The following is a 17732-nucleotide window of genomic DNA, read 5'->3' as shown; positions in this document are numbered from 1 at the left end:
TATGAATGATTTGCTAAAAAAATGTACCAAATCAATCACCGGAAATCAATTCTATAGCGATTTTTTGGGGGAAGCATTATATTTAGGTGAAACAATGCATTCAATTCAAAGAATAGACTACAATTCCCATGAAGCATTACTAGAGCTTGAAATAAATGAGAATAAACATATTCAAAATGAATATATACTACACCCTTCACTAATTAATGGAATTGTGGAATGTACGATTGTATTAATTAAAGAAAATGAATTTATGGAGAATGCAGTGTACATGCCATTTGCACTTGAGAAATTAACTATTCTTAATACAATACCGAATCGATGCTATGCATATTTAAGATACGAAAATGATAAAAAAGGAGATTATCTGTTTAATATTGATATACTTAATTCTAATGGAGATATCATTGCAATATTTAGTCAATTATGGATTCGTGTAATGCCAATGCAAAAATATAAAAGAATTACCAATAAAAGTCAAAACAATCAAGAGGAAATCAAATTAATGCTAAAACGTCTTGTTTTAGGTGAAATTGATGTTGATAGAGTAGCTAATTATATTGGGGGGTTGTTGGATGAAACGTAATGAACTTAAGGAGTATGTAAAGAAGTATTTAGTCAACTTAATTGTTAGTGTTACTAAACTACCAGAAGAGAATGTATTACCTAATTTGAGCTTTGAATTATTTGGGATTGATTCAATGATGATTTTAGAGTTAAATAAAAGGTTTGCTAAAGATTTTGGACAACTTTCAAAAACACTTTTTTTGAGTATGAGAATATAGATAGTTTGGCTGACTATTTTGTTGAAAATCATTATGTTCAAATCCTGTCATTGATGAATGCAGAATCTACAAAACAAAAACTATCTCTAAACCAAAACAACGTTTTTTAAAAAAGTCAGTATCTAAAAGACATCAAGAAATACACGATCAGAAAAGTGATGATGATTACATAGCTATCATCGGAGTCGGTGGAAAATACCCTATGGCCGATACATTGGATCAGTTTTGGAACAATCTGAAAGAAGGCAAAGATTGTATTACTGAGATACCAAAAGAACGTTGGGATTATAATGACTTTTATGATAAAGATAAAAGTCGAAAAGATAAGGTATATACAAAGTGGGGCGGATTTATAAGTGATGTTGATAAGTTTGATTTAACGTACTTTAATATGTCAAAAAGAGAAAGCATAATGATTGATCCGGCAGAACGCTTGTTTTTAGAGGCGAGTGTTCATACTTTTGATGATGCAGGATATTCAAAACAAAAAATATCTAATACAAAGACTGGTGTGTTTGTCGGCGTGATGTATGGACAATATCAGATGTACGTAAATAATATTGATCGAAAATCAATTGGACCTACTTCTTCTTATGCATCTGTTGCTAACAGAGTATCTTATTTCTTTAATCTGCATGGTCCAAGTATGGCTGTGGATACTATGTGTTCATCATCGCTAACAGCATTTCATTTAGCATGTGAAAGCATAAAACGTGGAGAATGTGAACAGGCGATTGTAGGGGGTGTAAACGTATGTATACATCCTGCAAAATACATTATTCTAAGCCAGCAAAGATATGCATCTACGGATGGAAAGTGTAGGACATTTGGTGAAGGCGGAGATGGATATGTTCCAGGAGAAGGTGTAGGAGCAGTTCTGTTAAAACCATTAAAAAAGGCAAAACAGGATAAAAATCAAATATATGCAGTAGTAAAATCTTCTACAATTAATCATGATGGTAAGACGAATGGCTATACAGTTCCTAATCCAAATGCACAGGCGGATTTGGTATCAGAGGCATTAGAGAAGGCAGATATTAATTCAGAGACGATTAGTTATATCGAAGCACATGGAACAGGAACCGCACTGGGAGATCCAATTGAAATAACAGGTCTTGTAAAGGCATTTGCAAAGTCAGATAAAAAATTACATCAATATTGTGCGATTGGATCAGTAAAATCCAATATTGGACATTGTGAAGCGGCTGCGGGTATAGCGGCAATCACAAAAGTTATATTACAGATGAAATATAAAACTTTAGTACCATCTTTAAATTCAGATAAATTAAACAGTAATATTGATTTTCAGGCTACTCCATTTTATGTTCAGCATGAAATGAAACCATGGAAACGTCCAGTAATAAACAATAAGGTTTATCCCAGATGTGCAGGAATTAGTGCATTTGGAGCCGGTGGAAATAATGTACATGTTATTTTAGAGGAATATGATCATCAATTGAACAAGGAGAGCTTTGAAAAAGAACAACTTATTATTCTGTCTGATCATAGTGAAGAAAGATTACAGACAAAAATTAAGCAGATGCTTGAAGTACTGAAATGTCAAAATGAATTAATTGATAAAAACCAAATGACATTGGAAAATATCGCGTATACTTTACAAGTAGGACGTGAAGAAATGGAATATAGAGTAGCATTTACCTGTTCCGATATTCAGAACTTGCTCATTCTTTTGGAACAATGCCATCAAAAAGATTATAAAGGAGTTTCATATTACAATGCATCTGAGAATATCAGAAAAATAGAACAATTGCTTTTGAATAATAAGGGGAATGTAAAAAAAGTAGAAGAGGCTGTGAAAAATCGAAATTTGTCGGTGCTTAAAGAACTCTGGGTTCAAGGATATCCTGTTGATTTTAAAAAATTAAATGAAAATTCCTCAGCATGTATTATATCGCTTCCTAGTTATGAGTTTATAAAAGAGAGATGTTGGGTTGATTGTAAAAGAAGTGCAACTGAGATTTTACTTAATCAACAAGAAAAAGAAGCAGTACTTCATCCTTTTATTGATTATAATCTTTCTACAATTCATCAGCAAAAATACAGAAAAGTGTATAGTTTTAAAGAACAGGTGATTAGAGAGCACGTTGTTTTACAACAAAATATTGTAGCAGGAGCGGTACTACTGGAGACTGCAAGAGCCGCAGGCACACTTGCTTATGAAAAAACAATAAAAATACTGCAAGATGTTATGTGGGCTCAGCCTGTAGTATTGAAAGAGAATAGAAAGACAGTAGATATAAGCATTACCGAGGAAAATACCGGTTTAGCATATAACATAAGTAATTCTGATAACGATAAGAAAGCTATTTATGTCAGCGGGAAGCTGATAACAGAAGAACCAACTCCTGCAAATAGGAGATATTCATTAGAATCAATACGACGACGTTGTAAGGATATTCATTCAAGAAAAGAGATTGAAAAGAAATTACAAGAATTAGGATTCAATTATGGTCCATCTTATTTACTAACAGAAACATTATATTGCGGAGAATGGGAATCATTAGCAGAACTGAATATTCCCGAGAAGTTACTGGAAAATCAAGAGAACGTTTTATTTCAGCCAATGATTCTAGACTGTGTATTGCGTTCAGCACTGGGTATTAAAGGTGAACTATTTAGTGATAACGCAGAGTTACGTGTACCATATAGACTTGAAAAGATTGAAATATTAAGGACGATACCTAAGAAGTGTACAGTATATGCATATATTCCTGATGATGAGAGAAGTGAATGGGGAGAAAATATCAAGAGCAATTTCGTTGTATTAGATGAGAATGGCGACGAGGTTGTCAGAATTTTAGGGTTTCAGGCTAGAAGATTTAAACATAAGAATACGGATACGAACGATGATTTACTTTATTATTCTTCTAAATGGGAAGAAGAGTCGTTTATCGAAGAAAAGAACTGTTCTGGGGGAAAGAATGTATTAGTATTATGCAATGATGAACAGATTATTGAAAAATTAAACGCGGATGGTAGGAATAATTATATATTTGTCATACAAGGAGAGAAATTTGAAAAGCAAGCCAATGGTATTTATAAAATTAAAGCTACGAATCTAGAACATATCGATCAGGTACTAAAAGATTGTATCAATGTTTACGGAAAAATATCCTATATATTAAATATGTGGAATTATAACTTTAACTTTGAAGTGGCTTTAGAATGTTTAGATCTTCAGGAGAGAAATACATATATTAAAAAGCAGTTAAATAGTGGTCTATATACAGGTATACATTTATTTAAGCTATTTACAAAAGAAAAATAAATGAAAAAGTTCGTTATATTGCTTTATTTAAGGAAGATGAATATAGCAGTGTTCCAACAGAATCTATGTTTGCTGCAGCATCAAAGTCAGTTCTGCCAATTAATAATAAATTCATTATAAAAACGGTACAAGTAGTGAAATCACTAATGGATAACAGACTATGTGAAACAATAGAACGCATAATAGCACAGTATGATTTATTAGCGAATGAAAGTCGTTTTACAGAAAATAAAATTTATGGAAAAGAACTATATGCTATTTCAGATGAAGGGTTATCAAACCATTCCAGTGCTATTAAATCTAATGGAACTTATGTTATTACAGGAGGTCTAGGTGGTTTAGGATATATCTTTTCAACCTATATAGCAAAAAAATATCAGTCAAGATTAATACTTCTGGGAAGAAGTGAGCTATCTAAAGAAAGTGAAATGAAGATAACAGAATTAAGGGGATATGGTAGTCAAGTCACTTATTATGCTTGCGATGTATGTGATTTTAATAAAGTAGATCAAGTGGTTCGCAATATTGGTGAAATTACAGGGATTATACATTGTGCAGGAATAATTAATCAGACTTCGATCATGAGTGACAATATGACTGAGATTGAGGCTGTAATTGCACCTAAACTATATGGAACAATGAATTTGGATATTGCAACCAAAGATCATGATTTAGATTTTATAGTTTTGTTTTCTTCGATATCCGCTATTGTTGGAGATTATGGATGTGTAAGCTATGCATCGGCCAATAAGTTTATGGATGAATTTTCTAATTTAAGAGAAGAGTTACGTAAGAGACATAAAAGAAACGGAAAACAATCTGTATTAACTGGCCATTATGGAATAATGGTGGTATGCAGTTATCAGATGGCGATATTTCTGTAATGTATTATCAATATTCAGGTATGGAGAGAATTGATGAGGAAGCTGGTCTGAAGGGATTTGAAAATAGTTTAAAGACTGAATATTGTAACGTAATGATTCTAAGAGGCAACAAGGAAAAGATTGAAAAGGCTTTAAAAATAGACAATGTAAAAGAAATTGCATACTCAAAAAATGAATTTTATGAAAGCCCGCTTTTAAAAAACGAAGATAAACAAATCAAGGATCTACAAAAAAAGATAGTAGTATATTTAAAAAATATACTAGCGAAAGTATTAGAAACAGATCCTTCTAATATTGATGAGAATAGCGATTTAGAGCGTTATGGTATTGATTCAATTATCGTTATGGATATCAGTACAATATTGGAGAAAGATTTTGGACAGCTTCCTAAAACTCTTTTCTTTGAGTTTGGAACACTGAATAAAGTAGGCAAGTATTTTATTGAGAATCACAAAGAAAGAGTAATAGAATTATTCGGCCTCCTAGTTGAGAAAGAGGAGATCAATCAGAAAGTTATAAAGAGACAACATGAGGTAGCAAAAATGAATGATCCTAAGGCTACAGATTTAGAGTCAGACGATATTGCTATTATTGGTGTGAGCGCAAGATTTCCTGAATCTGAGACAATTGAACAGTTTTGGGAGAATTTAAGGGATGGTAAGGATTGCATTAGTTTAATTCCTAAAACACGATGGGATAATAATCTGTACTATAGTGAGGATAATAAGAAAAAAGGTGGTATCTATACTCAATGGGGGGGATTTATTAAAGATATTGATAAATTTGATCCTATTTTCTTCAATATAGCACCTAGAGAGGCTGAGGCTATGGATCCTCAGGAACGTATCTTTTTGGAAGAAGCATATCATGCTGTTGAAAATGCGGGATATTCTAAAAGATCACTTTATGGTAAGAAAGTGGGCGTTTTTGTTGGTGCAATGTATGCCCAATATCAGTTATTTGGAATTAAGGAGAAGAAAGGAGAGTTCGTTCTTCCTGAATCCTTTTTTTCCAATATCGCTAATCGTTTATCGTATTTTATGAATTTTTCCGGGCCAAGTTTGACCCTTGATACAGCATGCTCTTCATCACTTGAAACGATTAGACAGGCCTGTTTAAACATCCAGAATAATGAATGCGAAATGGCAATTGCTGGTGGAGTTAATTTGTCACTTCATCCTAGAAAGTATCAATTTTTATGTGGAGCTAATTTTCTTTCTACAGATGGACGATGCAGAAGTTTTGGCGAAGGCGGCGATGGGTATGTACCCGGTGAAGGAGTTGGTGCGGTCTTATTAAAACCGCTTAGAAAAGCCAGAAGAGATGGAGATTATATTTATGGAGTTATTAAAGGATATGCTACAAATCATGGAGGAAAAACAAATGGATATTCTGTACCAAATCCAAATGCACAAGAAGCGGTAATCGTTGAGGCTGTTAGAAAAGCCAACATACCATTGGAGACAATTAGTTACATTGAGTGTCATGGAACAGGAACTTCATTAGGTGATCCAATTGAAATTCTTGGACTGGATAAAGCTTTCGCAAATGTAAAATTTAACAACGGGGTATGTGCTATTGGTTCTGTTAAATCGAATATTGGTCATTTGGAATCTGCAGCAGGCATATCTGGAGTGGTTAAAATTCTATTACAAATGCAACATAAAAAACTGGTTAAATCATTACACTCAGAAAGATTAAATCCATATATTCATCTTGATGAGTCACGATTTAAAGTGCAACAAAGTTACGAGGATTGGAAAGTAATAGCAGGAGATAAGAGACGTGCTTTAATTAGTGCGTTTGGTGCCGGAGGTACGAATGTTAGCTTGATACTTGAAGAATATAAGAATACTTTGGATATAAAAGAGAAAAATAACATTCCAAATGTAATTTTGTTATCTGCAAAAAATAAAGATCGCCTTAGAGAGTATGCATCCAATCTTTATGTGTATCTCACTAAAGTGCTTACTCAGAAGAAGAAAAGTAGAAACTACATTTCAATTCAAAACCTTGCGTATACTTTACAGCATAGAGAAAATGAAATGAATGAAAGATTAGCATTTTTTGCTCCAAGTTTAGAAGATGTAACAAGAAAATTGAGCCAGTATTTAGATGGAAACTATTCAGACAATGAGATATTTGTTGGAACATATAATAAAAATAGGGAAGAGATGAATAATCTGTTAGATGATGAAGAAAGAAATGTATATTTTGAACAGCTAATTAATAACAGAAAAGTTGAAAAGTTGGCAAAACTATGGGTACGTGGCTTTCATGTTTCCTGGTCAGAATTTTACGAAATAAATTGTGGAAAGAAAATTCCATTGCCAGGTTATCCGTTTGCAAAAGAAAGGTATTGGATCAATGAGGTGGAAGAACCTAATAAAATTACTCCAAGTTCTGTAAAGAACGAAATGAGCAGCAAATTGTGTTTGTATGGTATGAAATGGAAAGAATATGAATATGTTGCTAAAAAAATTGATATAACTAAAAGGATACTGATTGTCAATGATAGTCAACAAGATGCTAAAAATGATCTGAAAATTTTAAGAAACTTTGGAATAATGGAAGATTATTGTATTAATATAGTTTATGGAAAAGAATTCTGTAGGACAGAAAGAAATTATTTCGTTATTAATAAGAACAATAGCCAGGATTTCGTAAAGTTATTTGAAATACTAAAGAAAGAGTGCAATTTACCAGAAATAATTTTGTTTTTAAACCATGAGGTCAAGATAGAAGAAACAGAATATATGAATGATTTCACTGGAAAAGATAACATATATTCTATCTTTAGTATGATAAAAGCAATAGCAAGTGAAAATGTTAAGAACAAGATTAAGATGGTGTATGTACATGGTGTGTTGGAAGATGAAGTAAATCCGTATGCAGAGTCCATATTTGGATATAGCTTGTCACTGAAACAGGCTAATAAGAATATTGATTTCCTTACAATTCTTAAGAGTAAAGATCAAAATGAAATATCTTTATTAGATAACAACTTATTGAATTTGATTTATAGTAATGATATTTATCAATGCAAAATATTGAAGATTGAAAAAATAAGTTCTACATAAGAGAATATAGTGAATTAATGGAAGAGCAGTCATCCGATTCTTTAAATATGACGGAAAAAGTGTGGGTAATTACTGGTGGATTTGGAAGTTTGGGATTAGCTATGGCAAGACACTTATCTAATAAGTATCAGGCAAAGATCGCATTACTTGGGCGTTCTCCATTAAATGATGAGAATCTGAATAAACTTAAATCATTAAAAAAGGAAGGAATGGATATCATCTATACCCCAGCAGATGTCTCTAACCAGAATAGTGTAAGAAATGCAATAGTTCAGATTAAAGAAACATTTGGAGGAATAAATGCTGTAATCCATGCAGCTGGAATTTACAACAATCAGATGATTGTTGATAAAGAATTGACCGATATCAAAAAGTGTTTATCACCTAAAATTCAAGGAAGTATGATTTTAGAACAAGAACTTGCTAGAGAGAATTTGGATGTATTTATCATGTTTTCATCTTTAAGTGCTGTTTTGGGTGATTTCGGACAATGTGATTATTCTATTGGAAATTGTTTTCTTTTAGGTATGGCCAGATACAGAGAGCGTTTAAGAAGACAAGGACTAAGAAATGGTAAGACGATTACGATTAATTGGCCTTTATGGCGTGATGGAGGAATGCACGGTAGTAGTGATTCTGAAAAGCTATATCTTAAAACTTCCGGAATGTCTTATTTAGATACAGAGAATGGTATGAAAGCATTTGATAAGTGCCTAGAAAGCAATCAGACAGATATAACGGTTATAGTAGGAGAAAAGAATAAAGCTGATAATATTTTGAATACTGTATCACACAAAAAGACATCTAAAGCGATAAAGAGCAATCAGGTAGTACTTAATCACACGACTCAGAATACTGAGTCGGTAGAAGAAACTCTTTTAAGTAATCTTAAAGAGATGGCAGCTCAAATTATTCATTTAGATCAAGATAGGCTGAATGAATATGAGAATTTTGGTGAATATGGATTTGATTCTATAAGCTTAAAAGAATTCTCTGAGGCAATTGAAAGTGGATTAGGAGTTGAAGTTCTGCCAACAGTATTTTATGCTCATAGTAATTTAAAAGATTTGTCGAAGTATCTTATGGAAGAATACAGGGAAAAAATCAAGGAAGTATGTAGCCTTCATGAAACGACAGGTACAGTAGAAAAAATTCAGGAAATATCAGATATTACAAGTAATGAAGAACCTGAAGTGGAGAAAGGATACACGGAAGAGAGCATACCATATATTGCAATTATTGGAGCTGATGGTGTATTTCCACAGTCAGATAGTATTGAAGAGTTTTGGGAAAATTTAATAAACGAAAAAGATATGGTAACAGAAATTCCAAAAAATCGATGGAACTTTGAAAATATGTATAGTCCCGAAAAAGGCGCAAAAAATAAATCAATCTCTAAGTGGGGAGGGTTTATAAATGATGTAGACAAGTTCGATGCACAATTTTTCAATATCTCTCCAAAGGAAGCAGAGCTAATGGATCCACAACAACGTCTGTTTCTTCAATCATCATGGAAAGTAATAGAAGATGCTGGTTATAAGGCTTCATCGTTATCGGGTAAAAATATAGGTGTATTTGTAGGCGCAAGTTTTAATGATTACCAAAATATGATATGGGATGAGTTAGGAGAGTCTAGAGTACAAATACCTGTTGGAAATATGCTTGCAATGTTGAGTAACCGTGTATCATATTTTATGAATTTTAAAGGACCAAGTGAAGTAGTTAATACTGCATGTTCAAGTAGTATGGTTGCGATTCATAGAGCAGTAACTGCAATTAATAATGGTGAATGTGAGATGGCCATTGCAGGAGGAGTAAGTTTATCATTGTCTCCAATGAATTATATAATAGCGAGTAAACTTGAGATATTATCACCAGATGGAAAGTGTAAGGTATTTGACGAGAGTGCAAATGGCTTTGTAAAGGGCGAAGGTGTGGGCAGTATCCTGTTAAAACCATTGAATAAAGCAATAGAAGATCATGATCATATTTATGCAGTTATTTGTGCAACAAATGAAAAACATGGAGGGAAAGCGTCATCTATTACTGCACCGGATTCTGAATCACAAGCTGAGTTAATAATAGAAACGCATGAAAAGGCATTGGTCAATCCTAATTCAATTTCATATATTGAGACGCATGGAACGGGTACAGAATTAGGAGATCCAATAGAAGTAGACGGTTTAAAAAAGCTTTTCATCTGTAAAAACAAACTAATTATTGTGGTCTGGGTTCAGTGAAATCGAACATAGGGCATCTTGAACCAGCAGCTGGAATAGCAAGTGTGATAAAAGTACTTATGGCAATGAAATATGAAGTACTACCAACTAGTTTATACGTGAAGAAAATAAATCCATATATTAAGTTAGAAAACTCTCCATTCTATATTGTAAATAAGATGAAAAAGTGGGGGTATTTAAAGGATATTGATGGAAATGAAATGCCATTAAGAGCTGGAATAAGTTCTTTCGGTTTTGGAGGAACAAATGTATATATGATTCTAGAAAAGATGAAACAATATCATGTAAAATCACATTGTAATAACAGACCATTTATATTCGTTTTCTCAGCAAAAAATCAAAAACGTTTGTTTGAGTATTCAGCGAAATTTAGAGATTTCTTAGCGAAAAGGTTAAGGTATACAACGACTCAAACATCGTTTAATAATTCGGAAGTATATAAGTTAGCAGCAGGTGTATTGCAAGTTGAAAGTAATGCAATAGATGGAAATGACAGTTTACTTGATATTGGTTTTGAACCATTCTTAATCAGCAAGTTGCTTACAAAGATTGAGCAAAGGTATAGCATTGTACTGAATATTAGTGATGTGACAAGTGTATGTACATTAAATGAAATCATAGAATTGATAAAAGATCATATAGGTCTGGAACATAGAATTGTAGACGCTGAGATGATGGATGTTAATGATGTTGCATATACACTTCAAATCGGGCGAGAAGAAATGAATGAGAGATTAGCTATCATAGCTGATAATCTGGAAGATTTGTATATACAATTGAAGAAGTATGTGGAGGGAGAACAATCAGACCAAATATATACATGCAATACGAAAGATATAAATTTAACAAGGACAGAAGTACGGCAGTACGGAGAAGTATTAAAACAAGAGATGCTGGAAGGCAACTACAGTGTAGAACATGTAGCAAAAGAATGGACGAAAGGAATCAGTATAGATTGGACATTATTCTATGACACATTACCATATAAAGTCTCACTACCAACATATTCATTTGCAAAAAAAGACATTGGATTAAAAAGAAATCACCTGATCTTTTAGAGATATTAGATCAATTGCAAAGAAATAACATTAGTATTGAGGAGGCAGATAACTTAATTATGCAACAAGCCTCACAAATAAATAAGGAAGGAGAAGTATAATAGTAGTTTTTTTAATATTATACAATGAGAGAATATGAATTCTAATTTGATGAAACGCAATCAGATATTGGAGAAGGTTCATGATAATAAACTTTCCATTTATGAGGCAGAGAAAATGCTAAAAGATTTAATAACAGGACAATTGCAAGAAGCAAAGGAAGATAAGTCTTTTCTAATGTACTTTCAACAGGAGTGGGTTCAGATTGATTCTGAACCTCTTCAAAGTACAAATAATTATTGCTATTTAATACTGGATACAGATCGTAGTCTGTATAACGAACTCGAAAAAAGTGCGAACATACAGGAGAGAAAGTCATTCTTGCCAAAAGAGGTGAGTGCTTTCAAAAGATTACTGATACAGAGTATATTATGAATCCAAGCAGTTTTAGCGATTATGAAGAGTTGCTTCAACAAGTAGCGAATGAAATAAGCGTGCCAGACAGAATTATTAATTTATGGGGAGAAAAACAGCCAGAGAATAATTGTTACATTTTGCTATATCTGTGTCAGGCTCTTCTAAAGATAAGAGACAAGAAAATACAGATCATAAATCCATTTAAAGAAACAGATACAGTATCTGACTCCTATAACAGAGCAGTAAGTGCAATTGCAAAAACAGTGAACATAGAATGTAATAAGTTGTACATAAAAACTTTGATATATGAGAATGATAGTAGCCTTTTCAATGAAATATGGGAAGAGATACATTCGCAAGAGGAAATATGCGAAATAAAATATCAGAATAAGTTACGTTATATCAGGAAACTTAAAGAAAATAAGCGAAATACTGAAAATCAAGGTAAGAGTTTACTTAGAGAAAATGGGGTTTATATTATTACTGGTGGTGCAGGAAAAATTGGTACTATAATTGCATATTATCTTGCAAAAAAATATCATGCATCATTAGTATTAGTTGGAAGAACAAAGAATAATAACTTTATTGAGAAAAAAATTAGTCGTATTGCTGAATTGGGAGTATCAGTACAGTATTTAAGCGCAGACGTTACAAATATCGAAGACGTAAAAAGAGTAGTGTTGAAAACGAAGAATCAATTCCATAAAATAAATGGAATTATTCAATGTGCAGGAATTATAAAAGACAGTTATATTAGTAATAAGAAAATACAGGATTTTAAACAGGTTATAGATGTTAAAGTAAAAGGTACACTCAATATGGATAAGGTCACTAAAAATGAAAATTTAGACTTTATGGCTTATTTTTCATCTGTATCAGCAGTCACAGGAAATGTTGGACAGATTGATTATTCATATGCAAATAGCTTTATGGATAATTTTGCGGAATATAGAAATAAGAGAGTGAGAAAAAGGAGTGTTCAGGAAAGACAATTTCAATTAACTGGCCTTTTTGGAAAGATGGTGGGATGGAGCTATCTAATAACCTTTTAAGAGATTATCAGATAGACTTTGGAATGAAAGCCATGTCAAATGAAAGTGCTATAACTGTTTTGGAACATACATTAAGGGACAAAATAGAAGAAAACCAAGCTATTGTCATGTATGGATCAGAAAAATTACGAAGCAAATTGAATCAAATGAATAGGAGTGACAAAAAGAATAACAATAATTGCACCAATCAATCGGCGGTAACAGATAATAATCGCTTGATAGAGAAGACAGAGACGTTTTTTGTTGAACTGTTTTCTGATTTACTAAGTATTTCAGTGGATGAACTGGATATGGATATAAGATTTCAAGAATATGGTGTTGATTCATTCATTGTAAAGGAATTTAATGAAATCATTGAAAAGAAATTAGTCAGACTATCCAAGACCATTTTATTTGAATATCAAACAATTAGAGAACTTGCTAATTATGTAGCTCAAGAATATAAAGAACAACTATGCCATATTTTTCTTTTGAAGATACAGCAATACAAGCGGAAAAAGTAGAAAATGAGCCTAAATTATTTGAACGAGAAAAGCAGATAATATCCATTAACCAAGATGATATCGCGATAATCGGTGTTAATATACGTTTCCCAAAGGCGAATAATCTGGATGAGCTTTGGAGTTTGCTTGCTAATGAAGAAAGTGCAATAACCAAAGTTCCTGAAGAACGTTGGAATAATGAAGCTTATTATGATAGCGATAATATTAAAGTAAAACAAGGAAAGTATTACTGCCCATGGGGAGGATTCTTAAAAGATATCAGTGATTTTGATCCATTATTTTTTGGAATAACACCAAAGGAGGCAGAATTAATGGATCCACAGGAAAGATTACTTTTAGAATCAGTGTGGCATGTTATGGAGGATTCAGGATATACAAAAGAAGTATTGAGCCACCAATATACTGAGAAGTCAAAACAGAATGTTGGGGTATTTATTGGTTGCACAAGTTATACGTATAATTTGATTGGCATTGACGAATGGAATAAGGGGAATTATGTAACACCGAATTCGCTTCCTTGGTCCTTAGCAAACAGAATATCATTTCTTTTCAATTTTAACGGACCAAGTGTGACATTAGATACTGCGTGTTCTTCATCCTTGACGGCATTACACATAGCTTGTCAAAGTCTAAAAAATGGTGATTGTAGCACTGCAATTGTTGGTGGTGTTAATCTATATACCCATCCAAATAAATATGTATTATTTTCTCAGTTGCATATGCTTTCGCCAACAGGAAAATGTCATGCATTTAGTATAGATGCAGATGGCTTTGTTCCAGGAGAAGGAGTTGCCTCCTTGTTGTTAAAGCCATTAAAAGAAGCAAAAAAAAGTAAAGACCATATTTATGGTATTGTAAAGGGAAGTTCAATAAATCATGGCGGTCAAACCAACGGGTACACAGTCCCTAATCCGAAAGAACAATGTAATCTTATCTGTAATGCATTAAATGATGCAAATATTTCACCTGAAGAAATAGGTTATATAGAGACGCATGGAACAGGTACGATTCTGGGAGATCCAATTGAAGTAACAGGTATAACTAAGGCATATAAAAAGTATACAGATAAGAAAATGTTTTGTCCAATAGGATCAGTAAAGTCTAATATTGGTCATCAGGAGGGTGTGGCCGGATTGGCTGGAATCGCAAAAATTTTAGCACAGCTAAAATATAAAAAGCTCGCTCCATCATTATACACCAATGAACTTAATCCTAATATCAAATTTGAAGAGACCCCTCTTTTTGTTCAACAAAAACTTGAAGATTGGAGAACAATAATGATAGAGAAAGGGAATCAGCTTATAGAATCACCACGAAAAGCAGCAATTAGCGGATTTGGTGCAGGTGGAGCAAATGCACATGTAATTATTGAAGAGTATAAAGAAGATAGAAAAAAACAAAAGTAAATAACGGACTCAAAAACTTATTCTTATTGTCGGCAAATTCAGAGGAGGGAGTAAAGCAAATTGCAAAGGAACTTGCTATGTATATAAAGTTCAGCAGATACGAGAACGATAGTGATGTAGATATCTTTCTGGAAGAAATAGCATATGTTCTTCAATGCGGTAGAAATACAAAAGATGTAAGAGTGGCTATTTATGTTGAGACATTAACAGATTTAAAAGATACATTAGAAAGGATTTGTGTAGCAGAAAATTTAAAAGAGATAAGTAGTGATACTGTTATTACGTCACTCGAAACATATAATATGAATCAGAAAGAGACTAACTTAAGTGAAAATACATTTTTCGATAAACATCAATTAATTTATTTAGCAAAAATATGGGTTAAGGGTCAGAAAAGTAATTGGGATAAGCTGTATCACGGAAACTATCCTTTTAAAAGATCAATCCCAACTTACCCATTTGAAAAAGAGCATTATTGGGTACCAATTGTTAACAGCATAGGTAAGGTAGATAAATTACATCCTATGGTTGATAACAATAAGTCAGATTTTAATGAACAGTATTATTGCAAAGAATTTTCATCCAAGGACTTATATATTAGAGATCATAGAATTGATGGTGAAATGATTCTTCCGGGGGCTGCCTATCTGGAACTGGTGCGTTTTTGTGCACAAGATGCAATCAAAGAAGAGGATATTACAGTATTAGAGAATGTTTACTGGACTAAGCCGTTACAGCTCACTGATTCTTTAGTAACATGTAAGATTGTCTTGAAACCAACAGAAGAAAATATTAAATTTGAGGTGAAGACAATACAGGATGATATAGATACGATGCATTGCTATGGGCAGATCATATATGATCCAATTGATAAATTATGCGCAGAGATTTTTGATATAGAATTAATAAAATCCAGATGTACAAAAGAAACTGATGGCGAAAAATGTTATGAAAAGTTCCAAGAATATGGTTTTGCATATGGTCCATATATGCAATCGATCAAGACAGTTTATAGTAATAGTAATGAGGTATTAACTCGGATACATATTCCGAATAAATATAAAGAGGATAGTAAATTTTATGTACTTCATCCATCAATAATTGATGGTGCTTTTCAATCAGTAATGGCAGTCAATAAAAGCGTTGAAATCAAAGGAAATATGTATTTACCACATAAAATTGATAAAATAGAGATATTCAATAGAGTACCTGAAAGGTGTTTTGCATATATAATGGAGTCCAAAGAACAGGAATTACAAAAGAACCAATTTAGATTTGAGATCTATATTTTAAATGATGAGGGAAGAGTATTAGTAAAAGTGAGTGGATATACTGTAAAAAAGGTAAGAAGTTCTGAAATCCAAAATCACAAACTTTCAGATGAGACTGTATTACATATTTTTGAGAATATACAAAATGGAAACGCTAAACAGGAAGAAATTGAATACTTATTAAATGGAGGGAACTATGACTATGAATAAAGTAGAAGATATAGTGAACAGACTGAAGAACGGTGAGATAACAGCAACAGACGCAGCTAAGTTATATAAAAGTAGTCAGAGTAAAGATAATATTGATGATTCAAAAGTAATCTTTTGCAACCTCGAATGGAAAAAGATAAATGCTACCCAGAAACCTGATCGGGAAAGAAAGTCGGAGTCTACAGTATATATTGGATCTTCTGAAGAGATGTATAAAATACTGAAAGAAAGAACTAACGGCAAAGTATTGCAGGCTACAGCTGAAAATTATAAAGAAGTATTCGCTAAAATTATTGAAAAGAAAATTCCTATTAATGACGTAGTGATTAGTTCAGCTTTTCTGGACGAAGACATAAATACGTTAGTAATAAAAGATCTGAAACTTGTATTAGATACAGTACAATGGATTTCAAAGTTATCAGTATCAATGAATAAGATGATCTATTATTGTTATCCATTATCTGATGATAAAGCTACTATACACAGTTCATGTATAGCGGCATTTCTACAATCAGTACATTTGGAAAATCAATCCATTTGCTATAAGGTAATTGGGTTGGATGACTCAGAACAGAAACTAAAAGAGCATTTATTGACTGAGTTAGAACAATCTACTTCGGATCGAAATGAAGTCATGATAAAAGAAAGCATACATTATTATAAGCAACTTAATGAATACCCCCCTACTCCCTTGGATGATAATCCAAACAAGATGTTAAAAAAACAAGGGGTATATGTAATTACTGGAGGTGCTGGTAAGTTAGGAGGGAAAATAGCGTACTATATTGCAACTCATTATAAAAAATCAAAAATTATCTTAGTAGGTAGAAGTAAGATATGTAAGGATAGCGAACTTATTGGTAAGCTTAATGCCACCAAGAGTTATGCAGAGTACTATTCCGCAGATATTTCAGATAGAGATAGCGTTGTTGGCTTAGTCTCATATGTTAAATCTAAGTATGGACATATTGACGGAGTAATTCATTTTGCAGGATTAGTAAAGGATATGCTTTATGTAAATAAAAAAATGATAGATATTGTACATACCTTGGAGTCTAAAGTATTCGGAATAAATAATTTTGATGAAGTTCTAAGGAATGAACCATTAGATTTCATGATACTTAATTCATCAACAACTTCTATTATAGGGAATGTTGGACAATGTGATTATGCGTACGCAAACCGTTATCTGGATGAATTTGCTGCTAATAGAAATAGAAAAGTGGCAGCTGGGAAAAGATATGGGAAAACGATAGCTATTGATTGGCCATTATGGGACAAAGGTGGAATGAAAGCTAATGAGAGTACAAAGGAATGGATGAAGAAGAAGATTGGTTTTGAGCCAATTAGTGATGGCAGTGGGTTAAAGATATTTGAAACAAGTATTAAATTTCCATATTCTCAAGTAGGAGTAATGTATGGTGATGTCAATAAAATTAGAGAAAATATATTTCAGAAAGAAAAAAAATAACTAGGGCAGACAAAAGTGTTTCAAATG

The 17732-nt window shown here is 32.6% G+C and carries 13 protein-coding genes; all 13 read left to right on the top strand.

All coding sequences use genetic code 11. The features are described from left to right. The first annotated feature begins 1 nt into the window (after position 1). The 13 genes from SRT_RS11115 to SRT_RS10670 all read left to right on the top strand — a co-directional run bounded on the left by SRT_RS11115 (position 2) and on the right by SRT_RS10670 (position 17705). A complete protein-coding gene (locus SRT_RS11115) occupies positions 2 to 586 on the top strand; it encodes a polyketide synthase dehydratase domain-containing protein (RefSeq protein ID WP_252120202.1) in 585 nt (194 codons plus the stop codon). Further along, positions 576 to 785 (top strand): acyl carrier protein, encoded by a 210-nt coding sequence (locus tag SRT_RS10725; RefSeq protein WP_223213906.1) that lies wholly within the window; start codon positions 576 to 578, stop codon positions 783 to 785. Before SRT_RS11115 ends, SRT_RS10725 begins: the two co-directional genes overlap by 11 nt. 202 nt (positions 786 to 987) lie before the next feature. Then, positions 988 to 4074, top strand: a complete 3087-nt coding sequence (locus SRT_RS10720) for a type I polyketide synthase (protein ID WP_230401475.1) — start codon at positions 988 to 990, stop codon at positions 4072 to 4074. A gap of 65 nt (positions 4075 to 4139) precedes the next feature. Then, positions 4140 to 4958, top strand: a complete 819-nt coding sequence (locus SRT_RS10715; RefSeq protein ID WP_223213905.1) for an SDR family NAD(P)-dependent oxidoreductase — start codon at positions 4140 to 4142, stop codon at positions 4956 to 4958. Beyond that, the gene (locus SRT_RS10710) at positions 4928 to 8038 is read left to right on the top strand and encodes a beta-ketoacyl synthase N-terminal-like domain-containing protein (protein WP_223213904.1); all 3111 of its coding nucleotides are present in this window, start codon (positions 4928 to 4930) and stop codon (positions 8036 to 8038) included. The genes SRT_RS10715 and SRT_RS10710 overlap by 31 nt, the downstream gene beginning before the upstream one ends. 17 nt (positions 8039 to 8055) lie before the next feature. Further along, a complete protein-coding gene (locus SRT_RS10705) occupies positions 8056 to 10278 on the top strand; it encodes a type I polyketide synthase (protein ID WP_230401474.1) in 2223 nt (740 codons plus the stop codon). A 59-nt stretch (positions 10279 to 10337) separates the two neighbouring features. Then, positions 10338 to 11336: an acyl carrier protein gene (locus SRT_RS11030; protein WP_230401473.1), complete on the top strand. Its 999-nt coding sequence runs from the start codon at positions 10338 to 10340 to the stop codon at positions 11334 to 11336. A 135-nt stretch (positions 11337 to 11471) separates the two neighbouring features. Further along, a complete protein-coding gene (locus SRT_RS10695) occupies positions 11472 to 11810 on the top strand; it encodes a hypothetical protein (RefSeq protein ID WP_223213902.1) in 339 nt (112 codons plus the stop codon). Continuing rightward, positions 11753 to 12844 carry an SDR family NAD(P)-dependent oxidoreductase gene (locus SRT_RS10690; protein ID WP_323130067.1) on the top strand — a complete coding sequence of 364 codons (1092 nt, stop codon included), beginning with the start codon at positions 11753 to 11755 and terminating at the stop codon, positions 12842 to 12844. The genes SRT_RS10695 and SRT_RS10690 overlap by 58 nt, the downstream gene beginning before the upstream one ends. 32 nt (positions 12845 to 12876) lie before the next feature. Then, positions 12877 to 13347, top strand: a complete 471-nt coding sequence (locus SRT_RS10685; protein WP_223213900.1) for an acyl carrier protein — start codon at positions 12877 to 12879, stop codon at positions 13345 to 13347. Further along, a complete protein-coding gene (locus SRT_RS10680) occupies positions 13299 to 14753 on the top strand; it encodes a type I polyketide synthase (protein ID WP_223213899.1) in 1455 nt (484 codons plus the stop codon). The genes SRT_RS10685 and SRT_RS10680 overlap by 49 nt, the downstream gene beginning before the upstream one ends. Positions 14754 to 14779: 26 nt before the next feature. Beyond that, positions 14780 to 16234: a polyketide synthase dehydratase domain-containing protein gene (locus SRT_RS10675; RefSeq protein WP_223213898.1), complete on the top strand. Its 1455-nt coding sequence runs from the start codon at positions 14780 to 14782 to the stop codon at positions 16232 to 16234. Then, positions 16227 to 17705 (top strand): SDR family NAD(P)-dependent oxidoreductase, encoded by a 1479-nt coding sequence (locus SRT_RS10670; protein ID WP_223213897.1) that lies wholly within the window; start codon positions 16227 to 16229, stop codon positions 17703 to 17705. The genes SRT_RS10675 and SRT_RS10670 overlap by 8 nt, the downstream gene beginning before the upstream one ends. Positions 17706 to 17732: the final 27 nt, after the last annotated feature.

Source organism: Streptococcus troglodytae, from assembly GCF_002355215.1.
GTDB classification, from domain to species: domain Bacteria; phylum Bacillota; class Bacilli; order Lactobacillales; family Streptococcaceae; genus Streptococcus; species Streptococcus troglodytae.
The sequence above is the reverse complement of the archived record's forward strand: the minus strand, read 5'-3'. Positions and strand labels throughout refer to the sequence as shown.